A 26136-nucleotide genomic window follows, 5' to 3' on the forward strand; every position below is an offset into this window, starting at 1 on the left:
GGTCAATATTTTTAGGTGGATTCTAGGTGTTTAACCTAGAGGAATTTGCTGCTTGTCGATAAAAATGTATTCATTTTAGGGGCTGGGCGAACGCAACCCAGGCGTGGCATGGAAAGGCAGCGGAAGAGGGAAAGCCGCCGGAAGCGGTGCGGAGCGGCCTACGCGGGGTAGTAGGCGCCCAGCACGCGGGGACCGGCCGCGCCGGTCACGGCGGGCAGGTTGCCGGGCAGGCCGGCAACGTGGCGATGGGCCAGCCAGGCGAAGGCCAGCGCCTCCATCTGCTGGGCCGGTACGCCCGCGTCGTCGGAGGGCGCCACGGGGCAGGGCAATGCCCCGGCCAGGGCCCGCATCAGGCCGCCGTTGCGCGCGCCGCCGCCGCAGACCCAGACCTGTTCGCAGCCGGGCTGCTGGCGGCGTATCTCGCGCGCCACCGTCTCGACCGTCAGGGCCTGCAGCGTGGCCTGCACGTCGGCCGGGTCCAGCGTGCCGTGGCGGGCCTGCCAGGCCTGCAGGCGCTGGTCCAGCCACGCGGTGTTGAACAGATCGCGTCCCGTGGATTTGGGCGGCGGTGCCGCCAGCCACGGTTCGGAAGCAATGAGTTCGGCCAGCAGGTCGGGCCGCGCCGTGCCGGAGGCCGCGTAGCGGCCGTCTTCGTCGTAGTCGCGGCCGGTATGGCGGACGCACCAGGCGTCCAAGAGCAGGTTGGCGGGGCCGGTGTCGTAGCCCACGACTCCGGCGGGCGACAGCAGCGTGACGTTGGCGATGCCGCCCAGGTTGACCACGGCCCGCGGCCGCCCGGCGCCGAACACCGCCGCGTGGAAGGCCGGCGCCAGCGGGGCGCCATGGCCGCCCGCGGCCACGTCGCGGCTGCGCAGATCGGCCACGACCGCGATGCCCGTTCGTTCGGCCAGGCGGGCGGGGGCGTTCAACTGCACGGTGTAGCCGGCATCGGGACGGTGGCGGATGGTCTGTCCGTGGGCGCCGATCGCTCGGACCCGCGCGGCGTCCAGGCCGGTCCGCGCCAGCAGTTCGGCGACGACGCGGGCATACAGGTCCGCCAGGGCCAGGCCGGCTTGCGACATCCTGTGGATTTCGTCCGGGCCCGGCGTGTTCAGGGCCAGCAGCTCGGCCCGCAGGGCCGGCGGCATGGCGATGTCGGCGTGCGCGAGGATGCGGGGCCGGCCGCCGTCGAACACGGCGGCCACGCCATCCACGCCGTCCAGGCTGGTTCCCGACATCAGGCCGATGTACGGTTCCATCCCGGCCATGGCGGGCGCCTTACTGGCTGGCCAGCGACGTGTCGCCCGCCGGCATGCTGTAGTCCTTCAACTGGGCCAGCAGCGACATCTGGTGGCGCAGCGGATCGGTCTGCTGCTTGAACAGGGCGAGGCCGCGGGCATTGAGCTCGGGGGCCTGCGGCAGGGCGACGGTGAGCGGATCGACCGGCTTGCCGGCGATGCGGAACTCGTAGTGCAGGTGCGGGCCGGTGGCCCAGCCGGTCGAACCGACGCGGCCGATGAACTGGCCCTGGCTGACGCGGGCGCCCTTGGCCAGGCCCGGCGCGAACGCGCTCATGTGGGCGTACAGCGTGGAGTACTGGCCATGGTGGCGGACCACGACCACGTTGCCGTAGCCGTTCTGCCTGCCGATGAAGTCGATGGTGCCGTCGGCGGTGCTGCGGATGGGCGTGCCGGTGGGCGCGCCATAGTCCACGCCCTTGTGCTCGCGCCAGGTCTTCAGGATGGGGTGAAAGCGGCGCGAGAAGCCGGACGTGACCCGGGTGAATTCCATGGGCGCGCGCAGGAAGGCCTTGCGCAGGCTTTTGCCGTCGAAGGTGTAGTAGCCGCCGCTGACGCCCGGCTGCTGGTCGAACCAGACGGCCTGGTAGGGCGTGCCCTTGTTGACGAATTCGAGCGCGATGACCTTGCCGGCCCGCACGTAGTTGCCCTGGTGGGTATAGGTTTCGTAGACCACGTTGAAGTGGTCGCCGCGGCGCAGGTCGCGGTGGAAGTCGATGTCGCCCGACAGGATCTCGGCGATCTGGGTGGCCACGCTGTCGGGGATGTCGGCGGCGTCGGTGGCGCCGAACAGCGAGCTGTAGATCTCGCCGTGGGCGATGCGGGTCTCGCGTTCGGTGTCGAGCTGCACGTCGCGGGCCGACAGGCCCTGCGCCGAGCGCTCGATCTGCAGCATGCGCGAGACGACCTTGTCCCCGGACTCGGCGCCCGGGGTATGGATGTAGCGCAGCCAGCGGACTTCGCCCAGCGCGTCGGTGGACGCCTGGACCACGCGGCCGGGGTAGAGCTGGTAGAAGCTGCGGGCGTCGGGCGAGGTGCGGATGAAGCGCTCGAGCTCGGGGTCGTCCACGCCCAGGCGGTTCAGCAGCGTGGCGACCGAGTCGCCGCGCTGGACGCGTTCCTCGCGGATGAAGTCCGGCGCCTTGGCTTCCTGCTCGGCCACTTGCTCGGACAGGTCCGGCAGGGCCAGCGACTCGACGATGCGGGTCGTGGGCAGGGTGGAGGCGTCCGGCGCCAGCGGCGCGACGCCGATGGCGGCGGCGGTGACGAACAGGCCGGCCGCGCCGGTGCCGATGACGATGCGGCGTTTCAGCGGCGACGAGGTGATGGTCAGGGTGGCGGGGTGGGAGGTGATGCGGGAGAGGGTTTGTTGCACCGCTGCGGCGATGCGCTTGAGCATCGCGCCGGCGATGCCGGAAAACTTACGGTTCATGCGGCCTGGCCCCTGGGGTCGGTTGGGCTAGAATTGCTTCGGAGTGCGGGTCCGGAGCGCGGCGTGTCCCGGCCCCCGTTGTATTGCCGCAACTTTGTTGCGAAGCACAAATAGCGTCGCTGGGCTCGATTCATGAACCGAACCCGCGCCTTCATATTTGTAACAACGGGATATCGCCGAAACGGGCCGAGTATATAGAAACTCCCCCGGGCCTGCCAATACGATTGTTTACACTTGACACACTTTCCAGAGCTGTCCGCGCCATGACCGAAACGAAACCCGCCTCGTCCGCATCCCTTCCCTCTGGCACGCCCGGGGCGGCGGCGACATATCCGGTTACACCGGAGGTCGAGCGGGACCTGGCCATTGTGCGGCGCGGCTGCGACGAGCTGCTGGTCGAGGCCGAATTCGCGCGCAAGCTGGCCCGCAGCCGGGCCACCGGCGTGCCGCTGCGCATCAAGCTCGGCCTGGATCCTACGGCGCCCGACATCCACCTGGGCCACACGGTCGTCCTGAACAAGATGCGCCAGCTGCAGGAGCTGGGCCACACGGTCATCTTCCTGATCGGCGACTTCACCTCGATGATCGGCGACCCCAGCGGCCGCAACGCCACCCGCCCGCCGCTGACCCGCGAACAGATCGAGGCCAACGCCAAGACCTACTATGCCCAGGCCAGCCTGGTGCTGGACCCGGCCCGCACCGAAGTCCGCTACAACTCGGAATGGTGCGACCCGCTGGGCGCGCGCGGCATGATCCAGCTGGCCTCGCGCTACACCGTGGCCCGCATGCTGGAACGCGAGGATTTCACCAAGCGCTTCAAGGGCGGCGTGCCCATCTCGGTCCACGAATTCCTGTACCCCCTGATGCAGGGCTACGACTCGGTGGCGCTGAAATCGGATCTGGAGCTGGGCGGCACCGACCAGAAATTCAACCTGCTGGTGGGGCGCGAGCTGCAGAAGGAGTACGGCCAGGAGCCCCAGTGCATCCTGACCATGCCGCTGCTGGAAGGGACGGACGGCGTCGAGAAGATGTCCAAGTCCAAGAACAACTACATCGGCATTTCCGAGACGCCCGAATCGATGTTCGGCAAGCTCATGTCGATTTCCGACACGTTGATGTGGCGCTACTACGAACTGCTGTCGTTCCGGTCGCTGGAAGAGATCGCCGGCCTCAGGCGCGAGGCGGAAGGCGGCCGCAACCCGCGCGACATCAAGGTGCTGCTGGCCCAGGAAATCGTTACACGTTTTCACTCGGCGGCCGCCGCCGAACAGGCCCTGGCCGGCTTCGAGGCCCGTTTCAAGCAGAAGGCCATCCCCGACCAGATGCCGGAGGTCTCGCTGGCGGGCGCCCCGCTGGGCATCCTGCAGGTGCTGCGCGAGGCGGGGCTGTGCGCCTCGGCCTCCGAAGCCCAGCGCAACATCGAACAGGGGGGCGTGCGCATCGATTCGGCCAAGGTCGAAGACAAGGGCCTGAAGCTGGAGGCCGGCACCTACGTCGTACAAGTTGGTAAACGAAAGTTCGCCCGCGTCACGGTACGATGAGAAGACCGGAGTCCAGGTAGACGATTTTTAGGAGTATCGCGATGAAGCTCTGGAGCAATTCCTTCATGGATGGCGAACCCATCCCCGCGCGTTATGCCTTCGGCAAGATCGACCCCAAGACCCAGGTGACGCTGTCCGACAACGTCAATCCCCACCTGGCCTGGAGCGACGTGCCCGCCGGCACGCAATCGTTCGCGATCATTTGCCATGACTACGACGTGCCCAGCAAGGGCGACGACGTCAACCAGGCCGGCAAGCAGGTGCCGGCCGACCTGCCGCGCGTGGACTTCTTCCACTGGGTGCTGGTGGACGTGCCGGCCGGCAAGACCGAGATCGAGGAAGGCGAGTTCTGCAACGGCGTGACGCCGCGCGGCAAGGCCGGCCCGATGGCCCCCGGCGATACCCGCCAGGGCGTCAACGACTACACCGGGTGGTTCGCGGCCGACCACGACATGAGCGGCGACTACTACGGCTACGACGGCCCGTGCCCGCCGTGGAACGATTCCATCGTCCACCACTACGTGTTCACGGTGTATGCGCTGGACGTGCCCAAGGTCGATGTCGACGGCAGGTTCGGCGGGACCGACGTGCGCCGCGCGATCGACAAGCACGTGCTGGGACAGGCGGCCATCACCGGCACCTACACGCTGAATCCGGCCCTGGCGCCGCGCCGGATCGCGCCCAATGACTGAGCTCTGGCTGATCCGGCACGGCGAGACCGAATGGAACCGCTTGCGCCGGGTGCAGGGGACGCTCGACATCGCCCTGAACGCGCTTGGCCGCGCCCAGGCCGAGCAGGTCGCCGCCCGGTTCCGGCCCGGGCGCGACCGCGTGCATGCCATCTACAGCAGCGATCTCGCTCGGGCCCACGATACCGCCCGCCCCACGGCGGACAGGCTGGGGCTGGACGTGCAGCTCGATGCCGGCCTGCGTGAACGCAAGTACGGCGTCTTCGAGGGACTCAGCTTCGACGAACTGGCCGAGCGCCATCCCCAGGCCGCGGTGGCCGTGCGCGAACGGCATCCGGACTACGAACTCGATGGCGGCGAATCGCTGCGCCAGTTCCACCGGCGGGTGGTGGCCACGCTGGACCGCATCGCCGCGGCCCACGATGGCGAACGTGTGCTGGTGTTCACCCACAGCGGCGTGCTGGACACCGCCTATCGCCATGCCGAAGGGCTGTCGCTGCGGGCCGAGCGCCGGCACACGCTGCACAACGTCAGCATCAACCGTCTGGTGATCGATGCCGCCAACTGGCGGGTGGACGGCTGGGGCGACGTGGCCCACCTGGAAGGCGCCGGGCAGGACGCCTGGGAAGAGCCGGCCGACGCCGCCTAGCGGCCCTCGAGGCCAGCCCGCTCGCCGTGGACCTCAAGCAACTCGAATATTTCGTGAGCGTGGCCGAGCTGGGGGGCTTCACGCGCGCCTCCATCGCGCTCGACATCGCTCAGCCCGCGCTCAGCCGGCAGGTGCGCCAGCTCGAGATCGAACTGGGGCAAAGCCTGCTCAGGCGCACCGGGCGCGGCGTGGTGCCCACCGAGGCGGGCAAGATGCTGCTCGAACACGGGCGGGGTATCCTGCACCAGGTCGCGCGCACGCGCGAGGAGTTGGGGCGGCTGCGCGGCGCCCTGGCCGGCCGGGTGGCGATCGGCCTGCCGCCCCGCTTCGCCAAGATGCTGACCGTGCCGTTGACGCGTACCGTGCGGGCGCAGCTGCCGGAGGCGGCGCTGTCCATTTCCGAAGGTCTTTCGACCGGCCTGCAGGAATCCCTGCAAAGCGGCCGGCTGGACATCGCGCTGCTGTACAACCCGGCGCCGTCGCCCGACATCGACAGCGTCGTGCTGCTGGAGGAAGACTTCTACCTGGTTACCCGCCGCGAGGGGCGGGCGCGCCAGTCGATCAGCGTGCGCGAACTGGCCGACCAGCCCCTGGTGATTCCGACCCGGCCCAACACCATACGCATGCTGGTCGAGGCCGAACTGGCCAACATCGGACTGCATCCGCGCATCGCCATGGAGATAGACGGGGTGGCGGCCATGCTCGACCTGGTGGCCGAGGGCGTGGGCGCCGCGGTGCTGTCGGTCAACGCCGTGCGCACGTCCGGCCGCGAGGAAGTGTTCCGCGCGGTACCCATCGTCAAGCCGCGCCTGCGCAGCAAGCTGGCGCTGGCGGTCAGCGCGCAGCGGCCCGCCACGCGCACGCAGCAGGCCATGCAGGACATCATCCGCGAACTGGTGCTGGGCCTGGGCATGTAGCGGCGCGCGCCCGGCGCAGCCATGCCAGTCCGGCCGACGTGCCGCCCGGCTGTGCGCCCAGCCGGGGGTGGTATTCGCAGCCGATCCAGCCGTCGTAGCCCAGTTCGTCCATCAGGCCGAACAGATAGGGATAGTTGATTTCGCCGGTATCCGGTTCGTGGCGGTCCGGCACGCCCGCGATCTGCACGTGGCCGACGTGCCCGGTGGGCAGGTAGCGGCGCAGCCGGGCGGCCAGGTCGCCTTCCACGATCTGGCAGTGATAGAGGTCCATCTGGATCTTCAGGTGGGGCGAACCCACTTCGCGGACGATCTCGTGGGCCTGCTCCTGGCGGGTCAGGAAGAAGCCGGGCACGTCGCGGGGATTGATCGGTTCGATCAGCACGGTGCGCCCGTCGCGCGCGGCCAGGTCCGCGGCCCAGGCAAGATTCTCGACGTAGGTCGCGTGCAGGGCGGCGGGATCCGCCTGCGCCGGCACCCGGCCGGGCATGACGTGCAGGCTGCCGCAATCGAGCGCCGCGGCATGGTCGAGCGCGCGCAGGAAGCTGTCGCGGAATTCGCGGCGCCGGCCGGGCAGGCAGGCGATCCCGCGTTCCTCCGGATGCGACCTGGGCGTGGCGTTGAAGAACACCAGGCGCAGGCCGTGATCGCGCAGGCGGGCCGCCAGGTCCGCCTGCGCGTGGTCGTAGGGGAAGAAGAACTCGACCGCCGTGAACCCGTCCCGCATCGCACAGCCGAACCGGTCCAGGAAGGGCCGATCGGGATAAAGCATCGAGAGGTTGGCGGCGAAGCGCGGCATGGTCGGTTGCTCCGTAGGGCGTTCAGACCGGGGTCAGGACCTGTCCGGTGCGGAAGTAGGCGTCCAGGTTGTCGCACACCAGTTGTTCCATGTCGGCGCGCGATTCGCGCGTGAAGCCGGCGATGTGCGACAGCGCGACGACCTGGTCCATCTCCAGCAGGGCCGGGGGCACGTCGGGTTCATGTTCGAACACGTCCAGGCCCGCGCCGCCCAGGCGGCCTTCCTGCAAGGCCCGGACCAGTGCCGCCTCGTCCACCACGCTGCCGCGCGCGATATTGACCAGGATACCTCGCGGGCCCAGCGCCTCCATGACCTCGGCGTTCACCAGGTGGCGGGTGGCGGGGCCGCCCGGGCAGGCCACGACCAGGAAGTCGGCCCAGCGGGCCAGTTCCGCCAGCGAGGGCTCGTGTTCGTGCGCGCTGCCCTCGACCGGCCGGCGCGCGTGATAGCGCACCGCCATGTCGAAGCCGGCGGCGCGGCGGGCGACGGCCTGACCGATGCCGCCGAAGCCCAGCAGCCCCATGTTCTTGCCGTGCACGCGCGTCATCAGCGGACGCTGGCCCGTTTTCCAGCCGCCGGCCCGCACGAAGCGGTCGGTCGTGGACAGGCCGCGCGCCACGTCGATCGCCAGGCCCATGGCCAGGTCGGCGACGCAGCCGTCCAGGACGCGCGGCGTATTGCTGATCTGCATGCCGAGGCGCCTGGCGGTCTCGACGTCGATCTTGTCGTAGCCCACGCCGAAGTTGACGATGACGCGGGCATGGGGCAAGGCGTTCAGGATGTCGGCGCCGCAGGCATCGCGCACGTGCACGGCGATGCCCTCGAAGGCAGGCCCGTGTTCGGCCAGGAAGGCGGCGCGATCGGGCTGCTTCCACAGCGGGGCGATGTCGTAGTCGCGCGCCAGCCGTTCGTCGGCGGGGGCGGTGATGGGGCCGATCTGAAGGATGCGGTGTTTCATCGTGGGGACTCCTGGCGTCAATCGCGGTAGCTCGTGTCGCGGCGGTCCAGCATCCGCAGCAGCGCCGGCCACTCGCGTTCGCCGTGCGGGGGATGGGTGCCGTCCGGATTGGGCGTGGGCGCGCGGCGCAACTGCTGGTAGGCGCGCTCGGCCACGGCCGGCGCCGGCATGTGCAGCGGGCTGCCGGCCGACAGCGTCAGCAACTGCGTCTGGCATGCCCGTTCGAGGCGCTGCATGTTGACGAAGGCCTCGGCCACGGTCCTGCCCACGGCCAGCAGCCCGTGATTGCGCAGGATCATGACGTCGCGGTCGGCCAGGTTGGCGGCCAGTCGCTGGCGCTCGTCCACGTCCACCGCCACGCCCTCGAAGTCGTGGTAGCCCACGCCGCCGGCAAAGCGCATCGCGGTCTGGTTCAGCGGCAGCAGGCCGCATTGCAGGGCGGATACCGCCATGCCGGCCGGCGTGTGGGTATGCAGCACGCAGGCCACGTCCGGCCGCGCGCCGTGGATGGCGCTGTGGATCACGTAGCCGGGCAGGTTGATCGTGTACTGCGCATTGGGGTTGTGGATCACCCTGCCCGCCAGATCGACCTTGATCAGGCACGACGCCGTGATCTCCTCGTACATCATGCCGAAGGGGTTGATCAGGAAATGCTCGTCGTCGCCCGGGACCCGCGCCGAGATGTGGTTGAGGATCATGTCGCTCATGCCGAACAGATCTATCAGCCGGTAGCACGCGGCCAGGTCTGTCCTCGTTCGCCTTTCCGCGTCGGTGATGGCGGCGGTTTCCTGCGGCGCCGAAGGCGCCGTGCTGCGGTTCGTCATGACGGTTCCGTTTGCGTGGTCGGGTTTCATTGTTTCTCGATGCCGGCTTCCTCGATGACGACCCGCCACTTGGCGGCGTCCTTCCGGAAGACCTCCCTGAGCGCCTCCGGCGTGCTGCCGCGCGGCTCTATGCCCAGCGCGATGAAGCGCTGGCGCACGTCCGGCGATTGCAGGGCCTTGCCGATTTCCTGGTTGAGCTTGCGCACGACGGCGGGCGGCGTGCCGGCGGGGGCGACGATGCCGTTCCAGGAGTCCGATTCGTACCTGGCCAGGGCCGGGATGCCGCTTTCCGCGATCGTGGGCACGTCGGGCAGGAACCCTATCCGGGTGGAGCCCGTGGTGGCGATGGCTCGCAGCGAGCCTCCGCGGATCTGGCCCAGCGCGCCGGTGACGGTTTCCATGCCCACCTGGACATTGCGGCCGCGCAGCGCGGCGATGACGTCGCCGGTGGACTTGAACGGGACGATGGGGACGTCCAGTCCCGCCATGGTCGCGAACAGGCGTGCGGACAGGTGCTGGGCGCTGCCGACGCTGATCGTGCCGATGTTGAAGTGCGCCGGATCCCGGCGGGCGGCGGCGACGACGTCCTCGACGGTCTTGAGCGGACTGTCCTTGTCGGCCACCAGCAGGAAATGGAAGGTGCCGATGGTGGAGATCATCGAGAAACTGTCCACCGGGTCGTAGGGCAGCGACTTGAACAGGTAGGGGCTGAAAGCGTTCTGTCCGCTGACCAGCAGCAGGGTGTAGCCGTCCGGTGCGGCGCGGGCGACCATCGAAGCCGCCGTGATGCCGCCCGCGCCGGGCGCGTTCTCGACCACGACGCTCTGGCCCAGCGACTCGGCCATTTTCTGCGCCAGGGTGCGGACCACGGTGTCGCCCAGCCCGCCAGGGCCGAAGCCGACGACGATCCGGACAGGCTTCTGCGGGAAGGCCTGGGGCCACGCGGCCGGCGAGGCCAGGAGGGTGGCGAGCGTGAGCAGCAGCGGGGAAAGGAGCCCGCGCCGGGGCGGGCGATGGTGGCGGTCCATGATGTCTCCTGGTGGTCCGGCAGTGTCGTCCTGCCTGGAAGTGCATTGTGGGCAGGCGCGGCGCTGGCCGATACCGCTTTCGATGGACAGCTGTTATGCCGTTTTGATATGGCTGGTCTAGGGGTTTCCGCCGTCGGGCCGACTCAGGGCGATGGGCTATGCTTGACCCCCCGATTTTCACGCACCTTCCGGACATGACGACCCCCACTTCCCGTACCGTTTCCCGTTCCGCTCGCCGCCGCCTGCTGGCCGCCGCCCCAGCCCTCGGCCTGGCCGCCGCCGCCGCCGCGCCCAACGCCTGGGCCCAGGGCCGCAAGCGGGTGACCCGCATCATCGTGCCGTTCGCGCCGGGCGGCGGAAACGACGTGTTCGCGCGCCAGCTCGCGTTCAGCCTGAACGCGATGACCCAGAAGGACGTCATCGTCGAGAACAAGCCGGGCGCCGGCGGCAACCTCGGCACGGAGCTGGTGGTGCGCGCCGCGGCCGACAGCAACACCTTCCTGCTCGGCCATACGGGCACGATCGCCATCAACCCCGCGCTGTACAAGAACCTGTCGTTCAATGCCTCGACCGATCTGCAGCCGGTCGCGATGTTCGCGTCGTCGGCATTGCTGCTGGTGGTGCCGGCCGCCTCGCCCGTCAAGAGCGTCGCGCAGCTGGCCGACGCGCTCAAGGCCAAGAATGCCGACCTGACCTATGCGTCCAGCGGCGCCGGCACGGGCGGCCACCTGACGGCGGAAATGTTCCTGCACGCCCTGGGCGCGCGCGCCGTCCATGCGCCGTACAAGGGCACGGCGCCGGCGCTGGCCGACGTGGCCGGCGGCCAGGTGGATTTCAGCTTCAGCGTGATCCCGGCCGCCATGGCGCTGGTCAAGGCGGGCAAGCTGCGGGCCCTGGCCGTCACGAGCGCGAAGCGGCTGGCGCTGCTGCCGGACGTGCCGACCGTGGCCGAGTCCGGTGTTTCCGCGCTGGCCGGTTTCGAAAGCACGCTGACCTACGGCATCCTGGCGCCCAAGGGCGTACCGCAGGCGGATGTGGCGCAGCTCGGCGCCGAGATCCTGAAGGCGGCCTCCACGCCCGAGTTCCAGTCCAAGCTCGGCATCGAAGGCGCCGAGCCGCTGCTGGGCGGCGCGGCCGATTACGCCCGCAAGGTCCAGGAAGAAAGCCGCAAGTGGTCCGAGGTGGTGAAATTCTCGGGGGCGTCGGTCTAGGGTTGAGGGGGCGCCGTGATGTAGGTCCCGCGCCCGCTCGCGATCAGCTTGCCGTCCTGGAGCACCTGCGCCTCGCAAACCGAGAACTGGCGCCCATGCTTGATGACCTGCCCTCTTGCGAGCAGGTCGCCGGGCTTGGCCAGGCGATGGTAGTCGACCCGCAGGTCGATGGTGGGCACGCCGTGGCCGATGCGGCGGACCAGCGCGAAGTCGGCGGCGAAGTCGATCAGCGAGGCCAGGATCCCGCCGTGCGTCTGCATCAGCCGGGTGCTGGCCACCCATTCCTCGCGCCAGGTGGCGCTTACCTCGATGCTGTCTTCTTCCAGCGCCAGCACCTTCAGGCCCAGCCACTGCAGGTAGGGGCCGCGCGAGACCAGCGCCTGCAATTCTTCCAGCGTCATGGGATGCTCCTTACCAGATGGCACGGCGGCCGGGCCGCCGTGCGGGGTCAGGCGTCGACCGGGCGGGTCGGTTCGCTCAGTTGGCGCGCCCGTGCCTCGAGCGCCTTGCGGTCGATCTTGCCGACACCGTTCAAGGGCAGCGCATCGACGAAGATCACCCGGCGCGGGTATTGGTAGGGCGGTGCATTCTCCAGCGAGTGCGCCTTGACCATCTCGGCGGTGAGCGGCGATCCGGCGCGCTTGACGATGAAGGCATAGGGGATGCGATGCTTGATCTCGTCGGGCACCGGCACCACGATGGCCTGGTCGATGTCGGGATGGCGTTCAAGCATCAGCTCGACGTCGCCCGGATAGATGTTGTGTCCGCTGGAGACGAACATGTCGTCGGCCCGCCCGACGAAGTAGTACCAGCCGTCCGCGTCGCGCCGCAGCACGTCGCCCGTGTCGAACCAGCCGTCCTTCATGCGGCGGGCCATTTCCTCGGGGTTGTTGTAGTAGCCGTTCATCATGCCCGGCCCCTGCACGTACAGCGTGCCGAAGTCGCCGTCGCCGTCGTCGCCGACCAGGCGGAAGCGGTTGCCGGCCACCGGCCAGCCCACCGAATGGCGGGGGCGCGGCTTGCCCTGCGGGTGCGGGCCGAACAGCGCGGCGCTGGTCTCGGTGGTGCCGAAGATGGTGACGATCTCGGCGCGCGGGAACATGCGCGCGACCTCGTCGATCAGCACGTCCGAGGCCGGCGCGCCGCCCATGGTGGCGAGCCGCACGAAGGAATAGTCCTGGCCTTCGATCAGGTCGCGCTGCTGCAGGATCATCGCGAAGATGGTCGGTACGCCCGACAGCACGGTCACGCGGTGGCGGGTGATGGCCTCGATGTAGCGCCGGGGTTCGAACTTGCGCATCAGGATCACGGCCGAGCCGCCCACCAGCACGCACTTGATCGAGTTCATCGCGTGCTTGTGGTAGAGGGGCGCCGCGACGATCATGCGATCGGTGGCGCAGAAGCCGCGGTCGCGCGAAATGGTCTCGGCCACCCAGGTATGGGCGCGGTGGGACAGCAGCGCTCCCTTGGGGCGGCCGGTCGAGCCGGACGTGTAGGGTTGGAAGGCCACGTCGTCGCGGGCGGGGGCGTAGGGTTCGAACGGTCCGGGATCCTTGAAGGCTTCGTACGGCCGCTGTCCGTCCGCGTCGACGTCGACACAGGGCACGTCGTCGGGCAGGTGCGCCCGCAGCGCGCCGTCGCAGAACACCAGGCGCACCCGGGCGTCGCGCACCACCCATTCGACGGTGGCCTTGGGTTGCAGGATGCCGATGGGCACCGGGATGATGCCCGCCCGCATGGCGCCGAAGAAGATTTCCAGGAACTCGAGGCGGTTCGAGCACAGGATGCCGATGCGCTCGCCCGGCGCCAGGCCATGCCGGCGCAGTCCGCGCGCCATGGCGTCGCACGAGGCGTGAAAGGTGGGGTAGTCCACCTCGCGCGGATGGTCGGGGTCCGACAGGTCGATGACGGCGGGCCGCGCGTGGCCGCGGAATTCGCTGCCTATGCAGCCGAGGTTCTTGATGGGTGTGCTCATGGATTCACGATCACCTTTCCGAAGATGCGGCGCTGCTCGAGCAGGCCGACGCCTTCGGCGGCCCGTTCGAGCGGGAGGATGGTCTCGATGACGGGGGCCAGCCGGCCTTGCGCCACGTAGGCCAGGCAGGCCTCGATGTCGCCGGGCAGGTAGGCGCGCGAGCCGACGATGTCGATCTCGCGGTGCCACACGTAGCGGATGTCGATGGGGCAAAGATGGCCGGCGGTCGAACCGCAGGTCAGGATGCGGCCGTTGACCGCCATGCAGCGCTGGGTCGGAATCCAGGTGTCGCCACCGGTGAAGTTGATGGCCACGTCCACGCCCTTCTTGCCGGAGGCGGCCCAGACCGGCTTGGAAAAGTCGGGATGCTCGGCATAGTTGACGATGTGGTCGGCGCCCAGTTCGCGCAGCTTGCGGCCTTTCTCCTCGCTGCTGGTGCAGGCGATGACTTCGGCACCCGCCATCTTGGCGAACTGCACGCAGGAAACGCCCACGCCGCCGCTGGCGCCCAGCACCAGCACTTTTTCGCCGGCCTGGATCCTGCCGCGCGTGAACAGCATGCGGTGCGAGGTGCCGTAGGCGATGGGCAGGGCGGCGGCGTCGTTGAACCCCACGCCCTCGGGGATCTCGATCAACTGGCGCTGGTCCACCGCGATGTATTCGCATAGCCCGCCGTTGCCGTGCTCGCCCAGTACGCCGCCTTCGGGAAAGCGCGGGAACAGCGCCACGCGCTTGCCCATCCAGTCTCGCGGCACGCCTTCGCCCACCTCGGTCACGATGCCCGCGACGTCGCCGCCGGGAATGCGCGGCATGGTGGTATGCAGGTCGGGCATGCCGTGCAGCACGAACACGTCCATGTAGTTCAGTCCGCAGGCCCTGACCTGCACCAGCGCCTGGCCTGCCGCGGGACGCGGCACCGGCCATCGCTCCAGCTTCAACCGTTCCAGGCCGCCGTGTTCGTTGAGCGCGATCACTCTCATCGTCGTAGTCATGGATCCCCTGCGTGGTAAGTGGCGCACCGGTACAGCGCCCGATGCGCGGATGGCGAGGGAATCGTAAGAGTGGGCTTTGATCAGTACAAATTACTAGTTTTGGTGGATTGATCGTCGCGGTCGATAGATGCGCCGCGGCGGCCGTGGAAAGCGGCCGCCGGCGATCTATCGGCAAAAGTGAAGAATGGACAAAAACGAATTGTTTGTGCTGATGAAAGCGTCGAACTTAGGATGCCCTTGCCTGTCCGGCGTGCCGCCACGATGCGGAGCCGGCGGGCCATGCCGGTGCCTCGTTGCACTCGGTCCCTTGTTCATCCAACCAGACAGGGAGCATCCATGTCGGCCGATTCCTCCGCCGAAAACTGGCCCGAGACCGTCGTACGCGCGCTCAAGGCCAACGACGTCAGGCTCGTGGCCTATGTGCCGGACAACGTCCTGGCGCCCTTGATCCGGCTGGTTCACGACGATCCGTATTTCTCGGTGGTATGCCCCGCCCGCGAAGAAGAGGCGGTGGGCATCGTGGCCGGCGCCTACATGGCGGGCACGCGCGGCATCGTCCTGATGCAGACCAGCGGCTTCGCCACCCTGCCCAACGTGCTGGCCTCGCTGCTCGCCCCCTACCGCATCCCCGTGCCGATGATGATTTCCGAGCGCGGCGCGATCGGCGACTTCCAGCTCGGCCAGGCCATGGTGTGCCGCACGATGCGGCCGGTGCTGACCGCGCTGGGCATTCCGCACTTCGCCATCGAACGCCGCGACGACGTCGAGTTCGTCGTGGGCGGCATGATCGGCCAGGCCTACGCCACCCACGAGCCGGCGGCGGTGATCCTCTCGCCGCTGTTGACCAAGAAGGCTCACGCGCCCGCCGCCACGGCGGCGCGCTGATGGAGAAACGCATGTCGAACAGCGAACTGAGATCGATCTCCCGCGCCAGCGCCAAGGTCATGAATCGCTCCGACCTGACACGCAGGCTGGTGGCCCGGCTCGAACGGGAAGAAGCCGTCATCGGCGGCATAGGCAACAGCAACTTCGACCTGTGGGCCAGCGGCCAGCGGCCGCAGAATTTCTACATGCTGGGCAGCATGGGGCTGGCCATCCCCATCGCGCTCGGCGTGGCCATGGCCCAGCCGGGCCGCAAGGTGTTCGCGCTGGAAGGCGACGGCTCGCTGCTGATGGAGCTGGGCGCGCTGGGAACGGTCGCGGCTCACGCGCCGTGCAACCTGGCCATCGTGGTCTGGGACAACGGCATGTACCAGATAACGGGATCGCAGAAGACTCTGACGTCGTCCAAGGTGGATCTGGTCGGGATGGCGCGCGCGGCGGGTCTGGAGCGCAGTTCCTGGGCGCTGGACGAGGCGCATTTCGAATCCCTGGTCGGGCAGGCGCTGGACGGCGATGGGCCGTGGGTGATCGGCGCGCGCATCGACGGCGGGAAACCCGCCGGTACGACCGAACGCGATCCGGCCAGGATCCGCCTGCGTTTCATGCAGGGCCTGGGCGTGGCGGCCTGAAGGAGGGAGACCATGTCCAGACTGCTGATCGATGGCCGTTGGGTGGATGGCGTATCCTCCCAGCCGCTCACGGATAAATACGCGGGCCGCGTCTACGGCGAGATGGCCGTGGCGTCGAGCGCCCAGGTCGACGAGGCGATCGGCGCCGCCAGGCATGCCGCCGACACCATACGCATGGAGCCGTATGCGCGCTACCAGGCCCTGACCGGCGCGGCCCGGATCATCGAGAGCCGCATGCGGCAGTTCATCGACCTGCTGCGCGACGAGGCCGGCTTTACCCGCGCGGACAGCGAGAACGAGGTGCGGCGCTGCGCCCAGACCCTGGAGCTGTCGGGCGAAGAGGCCAAGCGGCTGGCCGGCGACCTGATCCCGATGACGGCGGGCCGCGGCGTCAAGGACCGGCTGGGGTTCACCGTGCGCATGCCGCTGGGAGTGATCTGCGCCATCACGCCATTCAATTCGCCGCTCAATACCCTGGCCCACAAGGTGGGGCCGGCATTGGCGGGCGGCAATGCGGTGATCATCAAACCCTCGACCTTCACGCCGCTGTCGGCGGTGGAGCTGTGCAAGGCCCTGATCGACGCCGGCGTGCCGGGCAAGTTGCTGACCCTGCTGCACGGGCCGGGCGGATCGCTCGGCCGGCAATTGCTGGCCGACCCCCGCATCGCGTATTACGCCTTCACCGGCAGCACGCAGGTGGGGCGCGAGATCCAGCAGGCCGCGGGGCTGCGCGGCACCCAACTCGAACTGGGCAGCATCGCCAGCACTATCGTCTGCCACGACGCCGACATCGGGATGGCGATTCCCAAGATCATCAACGCGGGCTTCCGCAAGGCGGGGCAGGTCTGCACCTCCGTGCAGCGGCTGTTCGTCGACCGGCGCATCGCCCCGGACTTCGTGCCGCGCCTGGTGGAGGCGGTGCGCGCCACGACGTTCGGCGATCCGGCCGATCCGCGTACCGTCATCGGGCCGATGATCAGCGAGCACCACGCCCGGCGCGCGGCATCGTGGGTGGACGAGGCCGTGAGCCAGGGCGCGCGCCTGCTGACGGGAGGCAAGCTGCACGGCAGGGTGTTCGAGCCGACGATCCTGCGGAATGTGCGCAGCGACATGCGCGTGGTGTGTGAGGAAATTTTCGCGCCGGTGCTGTCCATCATCGAATTCGACGACATCGCCGAGGCGGTGGCCGGCGCCAATGCCAGCGATTTCGGCCTGGCGGCGGGCCTGTTCACGGCCGACCTGCACACGGCCTTGAACACCGCGCTGGCCCTGCGCTTCGGTGGCGTGCACATCAACGAAGCTTCCAGCGCGCGGGTCGATGCCATGCCCTTCGGCGGCGTCAAGGATAGCGGCCACGGCCGCGAAGGGCCTGCCTACGCGATCCGGGAAATGACCGAGGAGCGCCTGATCACCATCGCCTACTAGCCGGACCCGCGGGGCCGGTGTCGATTCAAACTGAATGGGATGAAGAGAGCGTGAACACATCTGCTGCAGGCTCCAGCACCTTGCGCGTCGCCGTGGATATCGGCGGGACCTTTACGGACGGCGTGGCGACCCTGCATCCGCAGGGCCGGATCTGGGTCGGCAAGACGCCGACCACGCCGTCGGACCCGGGCGAGGCGGTCTCCACCGTCATCGGCGACCTGTTGCGGCAGGTCGCGGTCTCGATGGGCGGGGCATCGCCGCAACTGGGCGAGGTGCTGCACGGCACGACGCTGGTCACCAATACGCTGATCGAACGCAAGGGCGCCGCCACCGGCCTGATCACCACCGCCGGCATGCGCGATGCGCTCGACATCGGGCGCGAGTGGCGCTATGACCCCTACGACCTGGACATCGTGTTGCCCCAGCCGCTGGTGCCGCCCGAGTGCCGGGCCGAAGTGGCCGAGCGGCTGGGCGCGCATGGCGACGTGCTCGAAGCGCTGGACGACGCGGATGTCGCGGCGGCGATCCAGGCGCTGGCGGACGCGGGCGTGACCTCGGTCGCGGTGTCGCTGCTGCATGCCTACATGGACGACAGCCATGAACGCCGCATCGAGGCGGCCATCAAGGCGCGTCTGCCCGAGATGGCGGTGTCTACCTCGTCGTCGCTGGCGCGCGAGATCGGCGAGTTCGAACGGACCTCCACCGCCACGGCCAACGCCTACGTCAAGCCGGTGGTGGCCGACTACCTGCGCCAGCTCGAGGCGCGTATTGGCGACATCCGCCGCGGCATTCCGCTGCGCGTGATGGTGTCCAGCGGGGGATTCACTTCCGCCCGCGCGGGCGCCGAGTCGCCCATCATGCTGCTGGAGTCCGGGCCCGCCGCGGGGGTGCTCTCGGCGCTGAACACCGCGCGCCAGAACGACGTGGACCAGGTGCTGGCCTTCGACATGGGCGGCACCACGGCCAAGGCCTGCGTCGCCATCGATGGCGAGGCGCCGGTTGCGCACAGCTTCGAATGCGCGCGCGTGGAGCGGTTCAAGCGCGGGTCGGGGCTGCCCATCCTCATTCCCAGCATCGAGCTGATCGAGATCGGCGCCGGCGGCGGTTCGATCGCCTACTGCAACCGGCTGGGCCTGCTCAACGTCGGCCCGGAGTCGTCGGGATCGGTGCCCGGACCGGCGTGCTACGGCCGCGGCGGCGCGCAGCCGACCGTGACCGACGCCGACCTGCTGCTGGGCTATCTGAATCCGGGCAATTTCCTGGGCGGCGAGATGGCGCTGGACCTGGACGCGACCCGCGCTGCCATGGCCCGGCTGGGCGAGCAATTGAAGATGCCGGCCGAGAGCGTGGCCTGGGGCATCTGCAACATGGTCAACGAGAACATGGCAAGCGCCGCGCGCATCCACATCGCCGAGACCGGCCACGATCCGCGCGAGCTGTCCATGGTGGCGACGGGCGGCGCGGGGCCGGTGCACGCGGTGGACGTGGCGCGCAAGCTGCGCATTCCGCGCGTGCTGGTGCCGATCGCAGCGGGCGCCGGGTCGTGCCTGGGCATGCTGGCGGCGCCGGCGCGGGTGGACCGTGCCTGGTCCAGCCCGCAGTTGCTGGCCGAGGTCGACTGGAGGCAGATCGCGCGCGTGCTGGGCCAGCTCAAGCAGGAAGGGGAGGCCGAGCTGGCTTCGGTGGGAGCCCGCGATGTCGAGTGGCGCATCGGCGCCGACATGCGCTACTACGGCCAGGGGGCCGAGGTGCCTGTCTCGATTCCCTATGCCGAGGTCGACGCCGCCACCGGCGCGGGCGTGCTCGCCGCATTCGAAGAGCAATACCAGCGCCTGTACGGCCGCCTGGTTCCGAATGCCCGGCCGCAGGTCACGACCTGGCGCCTGGTCGGCAAGGCTCGCACCGAGGGCAGCCATTTCGAATGGGGCGATGCCCGCACCCGTGGCGGCGCACCGGCCGGCTCGCGGCCCATCTACCTGCCGCTGCGGCGGGCGTACGGCGAGGTGCCGGTGCACGACCGCTATTCGCTGGCGGCGGGAACCACGCTGCAGGGACCGCTGATCCTGGAGGAACGCGAATCCACCCTTGTCGTGGCGGTGGCGGCCGATGTGGCCGTGCTTGCGGACCTGACCATATCCGTGACCATCAAGGAATTCGAATAATGGACAAGACTTCCTCGCGGCGGCGTCCGGCCGCCCGGCAGACGAGCTTCGACGCGGTCGAACTGGAGATCCTGTGGAAGCGGCTCATCAGCGTCGTCGACGAGGCCGCCGCCGCGTTCGTGCGCACCTGCTTTTCCACGCTGGTCAGGGATGGCAACGATTTCGCCATCGTGCTGACCGACGCCCAGGGACGCTCGCTGGCGCAATCGGCCATGAGCCTGCCCGGTTTCATCGGCTGCCTGCCGGCGACGGTGCGCCATTTCCTGGACAAGTACCCGGCCGATACCATCAAGCCGGGCGACGTCTTCATCACCAATGATCCGTGGAAGGGCTCGGGCCACGTGCACGACGTCACCACGGTCACGCCCATCTTTTTCGAGGGTCGGCTGGTCGCCTTCGGCGCGGTGGTCTCGCACCTGCCAGACATCGGCGGCAAGCTGCGCAGCAACAGCAGCCGAGAGATCTATGAAGAGGGCCTGCAGATCCCGTTGATGAAGCTGCTCGACGACGGCAGGCCCAACGAAGTGCTGATCGAGATGATCACCCAGAACATACGCGTGCCGGAGCAGGGCATGGGCGACATCTGGGCGCAGGTGGCGGCGTGTCGCATGATGGCCGATCGCCTGCAGGGACCGCTGGCGGCGGTGGACCTCGAGGCGCTGGGCGCGCAGGTGCGGCGGCGCTCGGAAGATGCCATGCGCGAGGCCATCCGCGCCTTGCCCGACGGCGTCTATCGCTCGACCGTGCAGCACGACGGCTTCGAAGAACCCATCGTCATCCGCTGCCAGCTGACCGTGGCCGGCGACCGCATCGACATCGACTACGCCGGCACGTCGGCGCAGCTGCCGCGTGCCCTGAACGTGGTGCCGATCTATGTGTTCGCCTACACCGTGTACGGCCTGAAGGCCTTGCTGTGCGCGGATATCCCGAACAACGAGGGCAGCTTCCTGCCGATCACGACGCAGGCGCCGGCCGGCTCGCTGCTCAATCCGACCTATCCGGCGGCCTCGGGCGGCCGCAGCGCCATCGGCCACCTGCTGCCGGGCGCCGTCTTCAAGGCGCTGGCCGAGGTGCTGCCCGAGAAGGTCTGGGCCTCGGGGTCGCCGAATTCGTCGATGACCATGTCGGGCGAATACCGGGGCAAGCGCTACGCCGTCGTGAACTTCCTGAATGCGGGGCAGGGCGCCAGCGCGCGCCGGCCCGGGTTCTCGGCGTTGAGCTTCCCGGCCAACCTGGGCAATACCCCGGTCGAGATGATGGAGACCCTGGCTCCGATCCGGGTCCTGCGGCGCGAGATCCGTCGCGGCAGCGGCGGCGAAGGGCGCCAGCCGGGCGGCTGCGGCATCCGCTTCGAGTACGAGTTGCTGCCCGATGCGCCGGATGCGGCGGCATCGTTCCTGATGACCCAGCTCAAGTCCGCGCCAGCCGGGCTGGCCGGCGGCGGCCCCGGCCAGCCCGGGCGCCTGGCCATCAACGGCCAGGCCGTCGATCCCACCGAGCCGCGCGTATTGCGCGCCGGCGACCGCGTGTTGATGGAAACCGCCGGCGGCGGCGCCTATGGACCACTGGAGAAAAAAGCATGAGCGAAATGATACGTATCGACCAGAGCGCGCGGCGCAGCCGGGCGCTGGTCCACAACGGCATCGCCTACCTGTCGGGCCAGGTGCCCGATGACCGCACGCAGGACGTCGCCGGCCAGACCCGGCAGGTTCTGGCCAAGGTGGACGAGTTGCTGGCGCAGGCCGGAACCGACAAGAGCCGGGTGTTGAGCGCGCAGATCTGGCTGAAGACGATGGACGATTTCGCGGCGATGAACGAGGTGTGGGATGCCTGGGTGGAGCCAGGGCGGACCCCCACCCGTTGTTGCGGCAAGGTCGAACTGAATGACCCGGCATGCCGGGTGGAAGTAACGATGGTGGCCGCTGTTTGAGGCTGCTTGAAGGACGGAGGAGGCGACATCCCGTTGTTCCCTAAACACGTGAGGCTGAGATGATCGAGAGAAGCTCTGGCAGGTGTTGTAAGGTGAAGTCGCCCTCCGCGCGGGCCGGGTGGGCCGTGGCCGGGATGGCCATGGCATGCGCGGCCTGGGCGGCGCCCTCCGCGGCAGTGGCCGACGAGTTCCCCAGCAAGCCCATCCGGCTGGTGATCCCGTATGCGACCGGCGGCGTATCGGATTCGATCGGACGGGTGCTGGCCAAGTCCATGACCGATGTGCTGGGACAATCGGTGGTCGCCGAAAACCGCGGCGGCGGAGGCGGCACCATAGGCGCCGCGGTGGTGGCCGCCGCGCCGCCCGACGGCTACACCATCCTTCTGACCAGTCCGCCCATGGTCGCGGTAGCGCCCGTGCTGCTGAAGAACCTTTCCTACCGCGCGATCGACGATTTCACCGCGATCGGCACGCTGGTGACCACGCCCAACATTCTGGCGGTGAATAACGACCTGCCGGTGAAGTCCCTGGCCGACATGGCCAGCTATGCCAAGGGCGAAGGCCGGAACAAGCTGAGCTTCGCCTCGGCCGGGCCGGGCAGCACCGGCCACCTGTCGGGCCAGATCCTGCAGAACGCCATGAACATCGCCATGACCCACGTGCCGTACAAGTCGTCGGGGCTGGCCTTTCCCGACGTGATCTCGGGACGGGTGTCGATGGTGTTCGATTCGCTGCCGTCCACCATAGGCTACGTGCGCGCGGGGCAAGTGCGTCCGCTGGTGGTGATGTCCAGGGAACGGTCCTCGATATTGCCGGACGTGCCCACCGCCATCGAAGCGGGCTACCCCTCGGCCACGATGAACTTCTGGATGGGCATAGAAGGGCCGGCCAACATGCCACCGGCCGTCGTGGAGAAGCTCAATGTCGCCATCCACAAGGCGGTGCAGTCGCCGGAGATGCGCAAGCAGCTCGCCACGCTGGGAGCGGAACCCTATCTGATCAGTTCCACGGAGTTCGCGCAGTTGCGTCGCCAGGATGCCGCGACTTACCGTAAGCTCGTCAAGGACATGGGACTGGAGCGCGACTGATGACCGACAAGGATACGAGCGGCTCGTCCGCGGCGACGGAAAAGGGAGTCGGGGCGCGCCTGCGCCGCCGGGAGGACTGGCGCCACCTGCGGGGGCGCGGGCAGTTCGTCGGCGACATCCGCGTACCGGGCATGCTGGAGGTCGCGTTCGTTCGCAGCTCCAGCGCCCATGGCATCGTGCGCGACATCGTCGTTCCCGACGAATACCGCGACCAGGTATTCACCGCCCGGGACTTCCCCGGCGTCAAGCCCATCGTGGCGGTTCCCAAGGTCGACGGCTTCAAGTATTCCGAGCATCCGGCGCTGGCCACCGACCGCGTCCGCTTCGCCGGCGAGCCGGTGGCGATGGCCATCGCGCCCACGCGGGCCATGGCCGAAGATATCGCCGATTCGGTGTTCGTCGATATCGAGGAATTGCCGGCCGTGGTCGACACCGTGGCGGCCACGCTGCCCGGCGCTCCCCTGATCCGCGAGGAGTGGGGCGACAACGTGTACGTGGCGCGCGACGCCGAGTTCGGCGACCTGGCCGCCGCGCGGCGCGAGGCCGCGGTGGTGATCGAGCGCGAGTACCGGATGAACCGCCAGTCCGCCGTCCCGCTGGAAGGGCGAGCCATCCTGGCGGTATGGGACGACCGGCTGGACGAGCTGTGCGTCTACACGGGCAGCCAGTCACCGCACCAGACGCGGGTGGGCATGGCGCAGGTGCTGGGTATCGAGGAGCGGCGGCTGCGGCTCATCTCGCCCGACATGGGCGGCGGTTTCGGCGCCAAGCGCGTGCTGTATCCGGAAGAGCTGATGGTGGCGGCGCTGGCGCTCAAGCTCAGGCGGCCGGTCCGCTGGCTGGACGACAAGCGGGAGCATCTGCTGAGCGCCATCCATTGCCGCGAACATCACCACAAGGTGAAGGCCTACGCCGACGCGCGCGGCCGTATCCTGGGCCTGGACGTGGAGGTCTACGTGGATGCGGGGGCCTATTCGCACTGGCCCAACAGCCCCTTCATGGAGACGGGCATGGTGGCCAAGAACATTCCCGGTCCCTACGACGTGCCCAGTTACCGGTGCCGCAGCTATACCGTGGCCACCAACAAGTCTCCCATCGGCGCGTACCGGGGCGTGGCGCGTCCGGCGGCCTGTTTCACCATCGAGCGGACGATCGACGAGATCGCCCACGCCGTGGGCCGCGAGCCCTGGGAGGTCAGGGTGGAGAACATGGTGCCCGAGCACGCCATGCCGTACCGGTCCATCACCAACCTGGTCTTCGACACCGGCAACTACGGCGAATCGGTGTGGCGCGCCGCCGGGCTGATCGAACTGGCCGGGGTGCGGGCGCGCCAGAAGCAGGGCGAGGCCGATGGCCGGCTGATCGGCGTGGGCTTTGCCGCGTTCACCGAGCAGACCGCGCACGGCTGCGGGGAATGGGTCTCGCGCGGCACACCGGTGATTCCGGGCTACGAGTCGGCCACGGCGCGGATGATGCCCGATGGATCGCTGATGCTGATGGTGGGTATCGTGTCGCATGGGCAGGGCCTGGAGACGGCCTTGTCTCAGGTCGCCCATCAGGAACTGAGCATAGATCCGGTCCACGTGTCGGTCCGGCATGGCGACACGCAGGTCTCGCCGTTCGGCATGGGTACCTTCGCTTCGCGCAGCATGGTCATGTCGGGAGGCGCGGTGGCCAAGGCGTGCCGGTTGCTGCGCGCCAAGATGGCGGCCATCGCCGCGTACGCCATGAAGTGCGAGGCCGAGGCGCTGCGCTTCGAGGAGGGGCGCGTGCACGGCCCCGAAGGGTCGATGGGCTTCGACGAGATCGGCCGCATCGCGCATCTGCGGCAGGAGGCGCTGCCGCCGGGCATGGAGCCCCTGCTGGACGTGACGACGACCTACGAGCCGCAGGTCGACACCGGGGTGTTCACCTATGCGACGCATGCGGCGGTGGTGGCCGTGGACCCGGACACCGGCAAGGTCGACCTGCTGGACTACGCCTGCGTCGAGGACTGCGGCACCGTGGTCAATCCCATGATCGTCGATGGCCAGATCATCGGCGGCATCGTGCAGGGCATAGGCACGGCGCTGTACGAAGAGATTCCCTACGACGAGAACGGGCAGCCGCTGGCCACGACGCTGGGCGATTACCTGATGCCGGGCGCGCCCGAGGCGCCGCCCATCAGGATCGGCCACATGGTGACGCCCACGCCGCACACCGAATACGGCATGAAGGGCATGGGCGAGGGCGGCGCGATCCCGCCGCCGGCCGCGATCGCCAACGCGGTGCGCGACGCGCTGCGCGGCCTGGGCGCCGAGTTGAACGAAACGCCCATGACGCCGCAGCGCGTGCGGGCGGCCATCGTCGCGGCCGCCGCGGGCACGCCGCGCGCGGCCCGGGCGCGCCGGGAAGGCGAGGTGGTGCGATGAAGGCCGCGCCGTTTTCCTATCGCCGCGCCGCGACCCTGGACGAGGCGCTGGCCGCCGGCGGCGAGACCTCCCGCTTCCTGGCCGGCGGCCAGTCGCTGGTGCCGATGATGAACCTGCGCCTGACGCTGGCGGACACCATGATCGACATCTCGGGACTGGCCGAGTTGCGGCGCAGCGGGCGCGAGGGCGACCGCGTGTTCATCGGCGCGGGCGTCACGCACGCCATGATCGAGGACGGCAGGATCGAGGACCCGTCGCGCGGCTATCTGCGGCACGTGGCCGGCGGCATTGCCTTTCGTTCGGTGCGCAATCGCGGCACGCTGGGCGGCAGCCTGGCCCATGCCGACCCCGCGGCGGACTGGCCCACGGCGCTGCTGGCCCTGGGTGCCGAGGCCGTCGTCCGCGGCGCCGGCGGCGAGCGCCGGCTGCCGCTCACGCAATTCCAGCTCGGGTTGATGGAGACCGCGCTGCGGCCGGACGAGATCCTGGTTGGCGTGACCGTGCCGGTGCTGTCCGATCTTGCCCGGTGGAGCTATCGGAAATTCTGCCGGAAATCGGGCGAGTTCGCCCATTCCATCGCGGCCGCCGTATGCGATCCGCGGCGCGAACTGGCCGAGGTGGTGCTGGGCGCGGCGGCGGACAAGCCGTGCCGGCTGGGGCGCGCGTCGGCGCTGCTGGCCGACGGGGCGCGGGTCGATCCGCAACAGCTCGGGCAGGTGGTGGACGAGGACGTGCGGGACGCCACGGGGCTGGCCGCGTCGTCCTACGAATTCCATCTGCATCGGACCATGGTCGTGCGCGCCTGCGCGCACTTGCGGGAGCAGACATGAAGCTTGCATTGACAGTGAACGGCGCGCCGGTGGCGGGCGAGATCGAGGACCGCATGACGCTGGCCGATTTCGTCCGCGACCACTGCGGGCTGACCGGTACCCATCTGGGCTGCGAGCACGGCGTGTGCGGCGCCTGTTCGGTGCTGGTGGACGGCGAGCCCGTGCGGGCATGCATCACGCTGGCGGCCGCGGTCGAGGGCAGGGCGGTGACGACCATCGAAGGCTTCGAGGACGATGCCGCGATGGCGGTCATCCGCGAATGCTTTGCCGAGGCCCATGGGCTGCAATGCGGCTTCTGCACGCCCGGCATGGTCATCATGGTGCGCGATGCGCTGGCGCGCGGCTGCTGCGGATCGGAACGCCAGATCCGCGACCAGTTGGCCGGCAACCTGTGTCGCTGCACCGGCTATGCCGGCATCGTCAAGGCCACCGAAATGGCGCGCGACCGGCTGGCCAAGGCCGGTTGAAT

24 protein-coding genes are annotated in these 26136 nt (G+C 69.0%); 15 read left to right on the forward strand and 9 right to left on the reverse strand.

From position 1 onward, the window contains the following. Positions 1 to 158: 158 nt before the first annotated feature. Complete coding sequence (locus EV675_RS28960; protein ID WP_130362132.1) at positions 159 to 1268, reverse strand: anhydro-N-acetylmuramic acid kinase; 1110 nt, start codon at positions 1266 to 1268, stop codon at positions 159 to 161. Between the two features lie 10 nt (positions 1269 to 1278). Next, positions 1279 to 2730: a M23 family metallopeptidase gene (locus EV675_RS28965; RefSeq protein WP_242621651.1), complete on the reverse strand. Its 1452-nt coding sequence runs from the start codon at positions 2728 to 2730 to the stop codon at positions 1279 to 1281. A 263-nt stretch (positions 2731 to 2993) separates the two neighbouring features. On the opposite strand from EV675_RS28965, the gene tyrS reads away from it, so the two are divergent. Genes tyrS through EV675_RS28985 form a run of 4 tightly spaced genes read left to right on the forward strand, consistent with a single transcriptional unit; the run spans position 2994 to position 6526 of the window. Then, a complete protein-coding gene (gene tyrS, locus EV675_RS28970; protein ID WP_130362133.1) occupies positions 2994 to 4271 on the forward strand; it encodes a tyrosine--tRNA ligase in 1278 nt (425 codons plus the stop codon). A 41-nt stretch (positions 4272 to 4312) separates the two neighbouring features. After that, positions 4313 to 4963 (forward strand): YbhB/YbcL family Raf kinase inhibitor-like protein, encoded by a 651-nt coding sequence (locus tag EV675_RS28975; RefSeq protein ID WP_130362134.1) that lies wholly within the window; start codon positions 4313 to 4315, stop codon positions 4961 to 4963. Further along, the gene (locus EV675_RS28980) at positions 4956 to 5609 is read left to right on the forward strand and encodes a histidine phosphatase family protein (RefSeq protein ID WP_130362135.1); all 654 of its coding nucleotides are present in this window, start codon (positions 4956 to 4958) and stop codon (positions 5607 to 5609) included. The genes EV675_RS28975 and EV675_RS28980 overlap by 8 nt, the downstream gene beginning before the upstream one ends. Before the next feature lie 26 nt (positions 5610 to 5635). Next, the gene (locus EV675_RS28985; RefSeq protein WP_130362136.1) at positions 5636 to 6526 is read left to right on the forward strand and encodes a LysR substrate-binding domain-containing protein; all 891 of its coding nucleotides are present in this window, start codon (positions 5636 to 5638) and stop codon (positions 6524 to 6526) included. On the opposite strand, the gene otnI is transcribed toward EV675_RS28985, so the two are convergent. From otnI to EV675_RS29005, 4 genes are read right to left on the reverse strand one after another with little or no spacing between them, the layout of a single operon-like run. Further along, the gene (otnI, locus tag EV675_RS28990; protein WP_130362137.1) at positions 6492 to 7322 is read right to left on the reverse strand and encodes a 2-oxo-tetronate isomerase; all 831 of its coding nucleotides are present in this window, start codon (positions 7320 to 7322) and stop codon (positions 6492 to 6494) included. The two genes, EV675_RS28985 and otnI, sit on opposite strands and share 35 nt — an antisense overlap. 22 nt (positions 7323 to 7344) lie before the next feature. Continuing rightward, complete coding sequence (locus EV675_RS28995; protein ID WP_130362138.1) at positions 7345 to 8280, reverse strand: 2-hydroxyacid dehydrogenase; 936 nt, start codon at positions 8278 to 8280, stop codon at positions 7345 to 7347. Between the two features lie 17 nt (positions 8281 to 8297). Beyond that, on the reverse strand, positions 8298 to 9104 hold the full coding sequence (locus tag EV675_RS29000; RefSeq protein WP_130362139.1) for a class II aldolase/adducin family protein: 807 nt from the start codon (positions 9102 to 9104) through the stop codon (positions 8298 to 8300). A gap of 26 nt (positions 9105 to 9130) precedes the next feature. Next, a complete protein-coding gene (locus EV675_RS29005; protein ID WP_130362140.1) occupies positions 9131 to 10132 on the reverse strand; it encodes a Bug family tripartite tricarboxylate transporter substrate binding protein in 1002 nt (333 codons plus the stop codon). Positions 10133 to 10326: 194 nt separating this feature from the next. Here EV675_RS29005 and EV675_RS29010 point away from each other — a divergent pair, with 194 nt between their 5' ends. Continuing rightward, a complete protein-coding gene (locus EV675_RS29010; RefSeq protein WP_130362141.1) occupies positions 10327 to 11343 on the forward strand; it encodes a Bug family tripartite tricarboxylate transporter substrate binding protein in 1017 nt (338 codons plus the stop codon). Here EV675_RS29010 and EV675_RS29015 read toward each other — a convergent pair. From EV675_RS29015 to EV675_RS29025, 3 genes are read right to left on the reverse strand one after another with little or no spacing between them, the layout of a single operon-like run. Then, positions 11340 to 11744, reverse strand: a complete 405-nt coding sequence (locus EV675_RS29015; protein ID WP_130362142.1) for a PaaI family thioesterase — start codon at positions 11742 to 11744, stop codon at positions 11340 to 11342. The two genes, EV675_RS29010 and EV675_RS29015, sit on opposite strands and share 4 nt — an antisense overlap. Before the next feature lie 47 nt (positions 11745 to 11791). Next, positions 11792 to 13318: a class I adenylate-forming enzyme family protein gene (locus EV675_RS29020; protein WP_130362143.1), complete on the reverse strand. Its 1527-nt coding sequence runs from the start codon at positions 13316 to 13318 to the stop codon at positions 11792 to 11794. Next, positions 13315 to 14310, reverse strand: coding sequence for a quinone oxidoreductase family protein (locus EV675_RS29025; RefSeq protein ID WP_242621652.1), 996 nt, complete (start codon positions 14308 to 14310; stop codon positions 13315 to 13317). The genes EV675_RS29020 and EV675_RS29025 overlap by 4 nt, the downstream gene beginning before the upstream one ends. Positions 14311 to 14646: 336 nt before the next feature. Between EV675_RS29025 and EV675_RS29030 the strand changes: the two genes are divergently transcribed. From EV675_RS29030 to EV675_RS29075, 10 genes are all read left to right on the forward strand, one after another. Continuing rightward, positions 14647 to 15195, forward strand: a complete 549-nt coding sequence (locus tag EV675_RS29030; protein ID WP_130362144.1) for a decarboxylase — start codon at positions 14647 to 14649, stop codon at positions 15193 to 15195. A gap of 11 nt (positions 15196 to 15206) precedes the next feature. Further along, entirely contained in the window at positions 15207 to 15821 is a 615-nt protein-coding gene (locus tag EV675_RS29035) for a thiamine pyrophosphate-dependent enzyme (RefSeq protein WP_130362145.1), read from the forward strand. A gap of 12 nt (positions 15822 to 15833) precedes the next feature. Beyond that, a complete protein-coding gene (locus tag EV675_RS29040) occupies positions 15834 to 17246 on the forward strand; it encodes an aldehyde dehydrogenase family protein (RefSeq protein ID WP_130362146.1) in 1413 nt (470 codons plus the stop codon). 50 nt (positions 17247 to 17296) lie between these two features. Further along, positions 17297 to 19408 (forward strand): hydantoinase/oxoprolinase family protein, encoded by a 2112-nt coding sequence (locus tag EV675_RS29045; protein WP_242621653.1) that lies wholly within the window; start codon positions 17297 to 17299, stop codon positions 19406 to 19408. After that, the gene (locus tag EV675_RS29050; protein ID WP_130362148.1) at positions 19408 to 20991 is read left to right on the forward strand and encodes a hydantoinase B/oxoprolinase family protein; all 1584 of its coding nucleotides are present in this window, start codon (positions 19408 to 19410) and stop codon (positions 20989 to 20991) included. Before EV675_RS29045 ends, EV675_RS29050 begins: the two co-directional genes overlap by 1 nt. After that, entirely contained in the window at positions 20988 to 21338 is a 351-nt protein-coding gene (locus EV675_RS29055) for a RidA family protein (protein WP_130362149.1), read from the forward strand. Before EV675_RS29050 ends, EV675_RS29055 begins: the two co-directional genes overlap by 4 nt. A gap of 92 nt (positions 21339 to 21430) precedes the next feature. Next, complete coding sequence (locus EV675_RS29060) at positions 21431 to 22426, forward strand: Bug family tripartite tricarboxylate transporter substrate binding protein (protein ID WP_165404831.1); 996 nt, start codon at positions 21431 to 21433, stop codon at positions 22424 to 22426. Beyond that, positions 22426 to 24837 carry a xanthine dehydrogenase family protein molybdopterin-binding subunit gene (locus EV675_RS29065; RefSeq protein ID WP_130362151.1) on the forward strand — a complete coding sequence of 804 codons (2412 nt, stop codon included), beginning with the start codon at positions 22426 to 22428 and terminating at the stop codon, positions 24835 to 24837. Before EV675_RS29060 ends, EV675_RS29065 begins: the two co-directional genes overlap by 1 nt. After that, complete coding sequence (locus tag EV675_RS29070) at positions 24834 to 25667, forward strand: FAD binding domain-containing protein (protein ID WP_130362152.1); 834 nt, start codon at positions 24834 to 24836, stop codon at positions 25665 to 25667. The genes EV675_RS29065 and EV675_RS29070 overlap by 4 nt, the downstream gene beginning before the upstream one ends. Next, on the forward strand, positions 25664 to 26134 hold the full coding sequence (locus EV675_RS29075; protein ID WP_130362153.1) for a (2Fe-2S)-binding protein: 471 nt from the start codon (positions 25664 to 25666) through the stop codon (positions 26132 to 26134). The genes EV675_RS29070 and EV675_RS29075 overlap by 4 nt, the downstream gene beginning before the upstream one ends. The last annotated feature ends 2 nt before the right edge of the window (positions 26135 to 26136 follow it).

Source organism: Pigmentiphaga kullae (assembly GCF_004216695.1).
Lineage (GTDB): Bacteria > Pseudomonadota > Gammaproteobacteria > Burkholderiales > Burkholderiaceae_B > Pigmentiphaga > Pigmentiphaga kullae.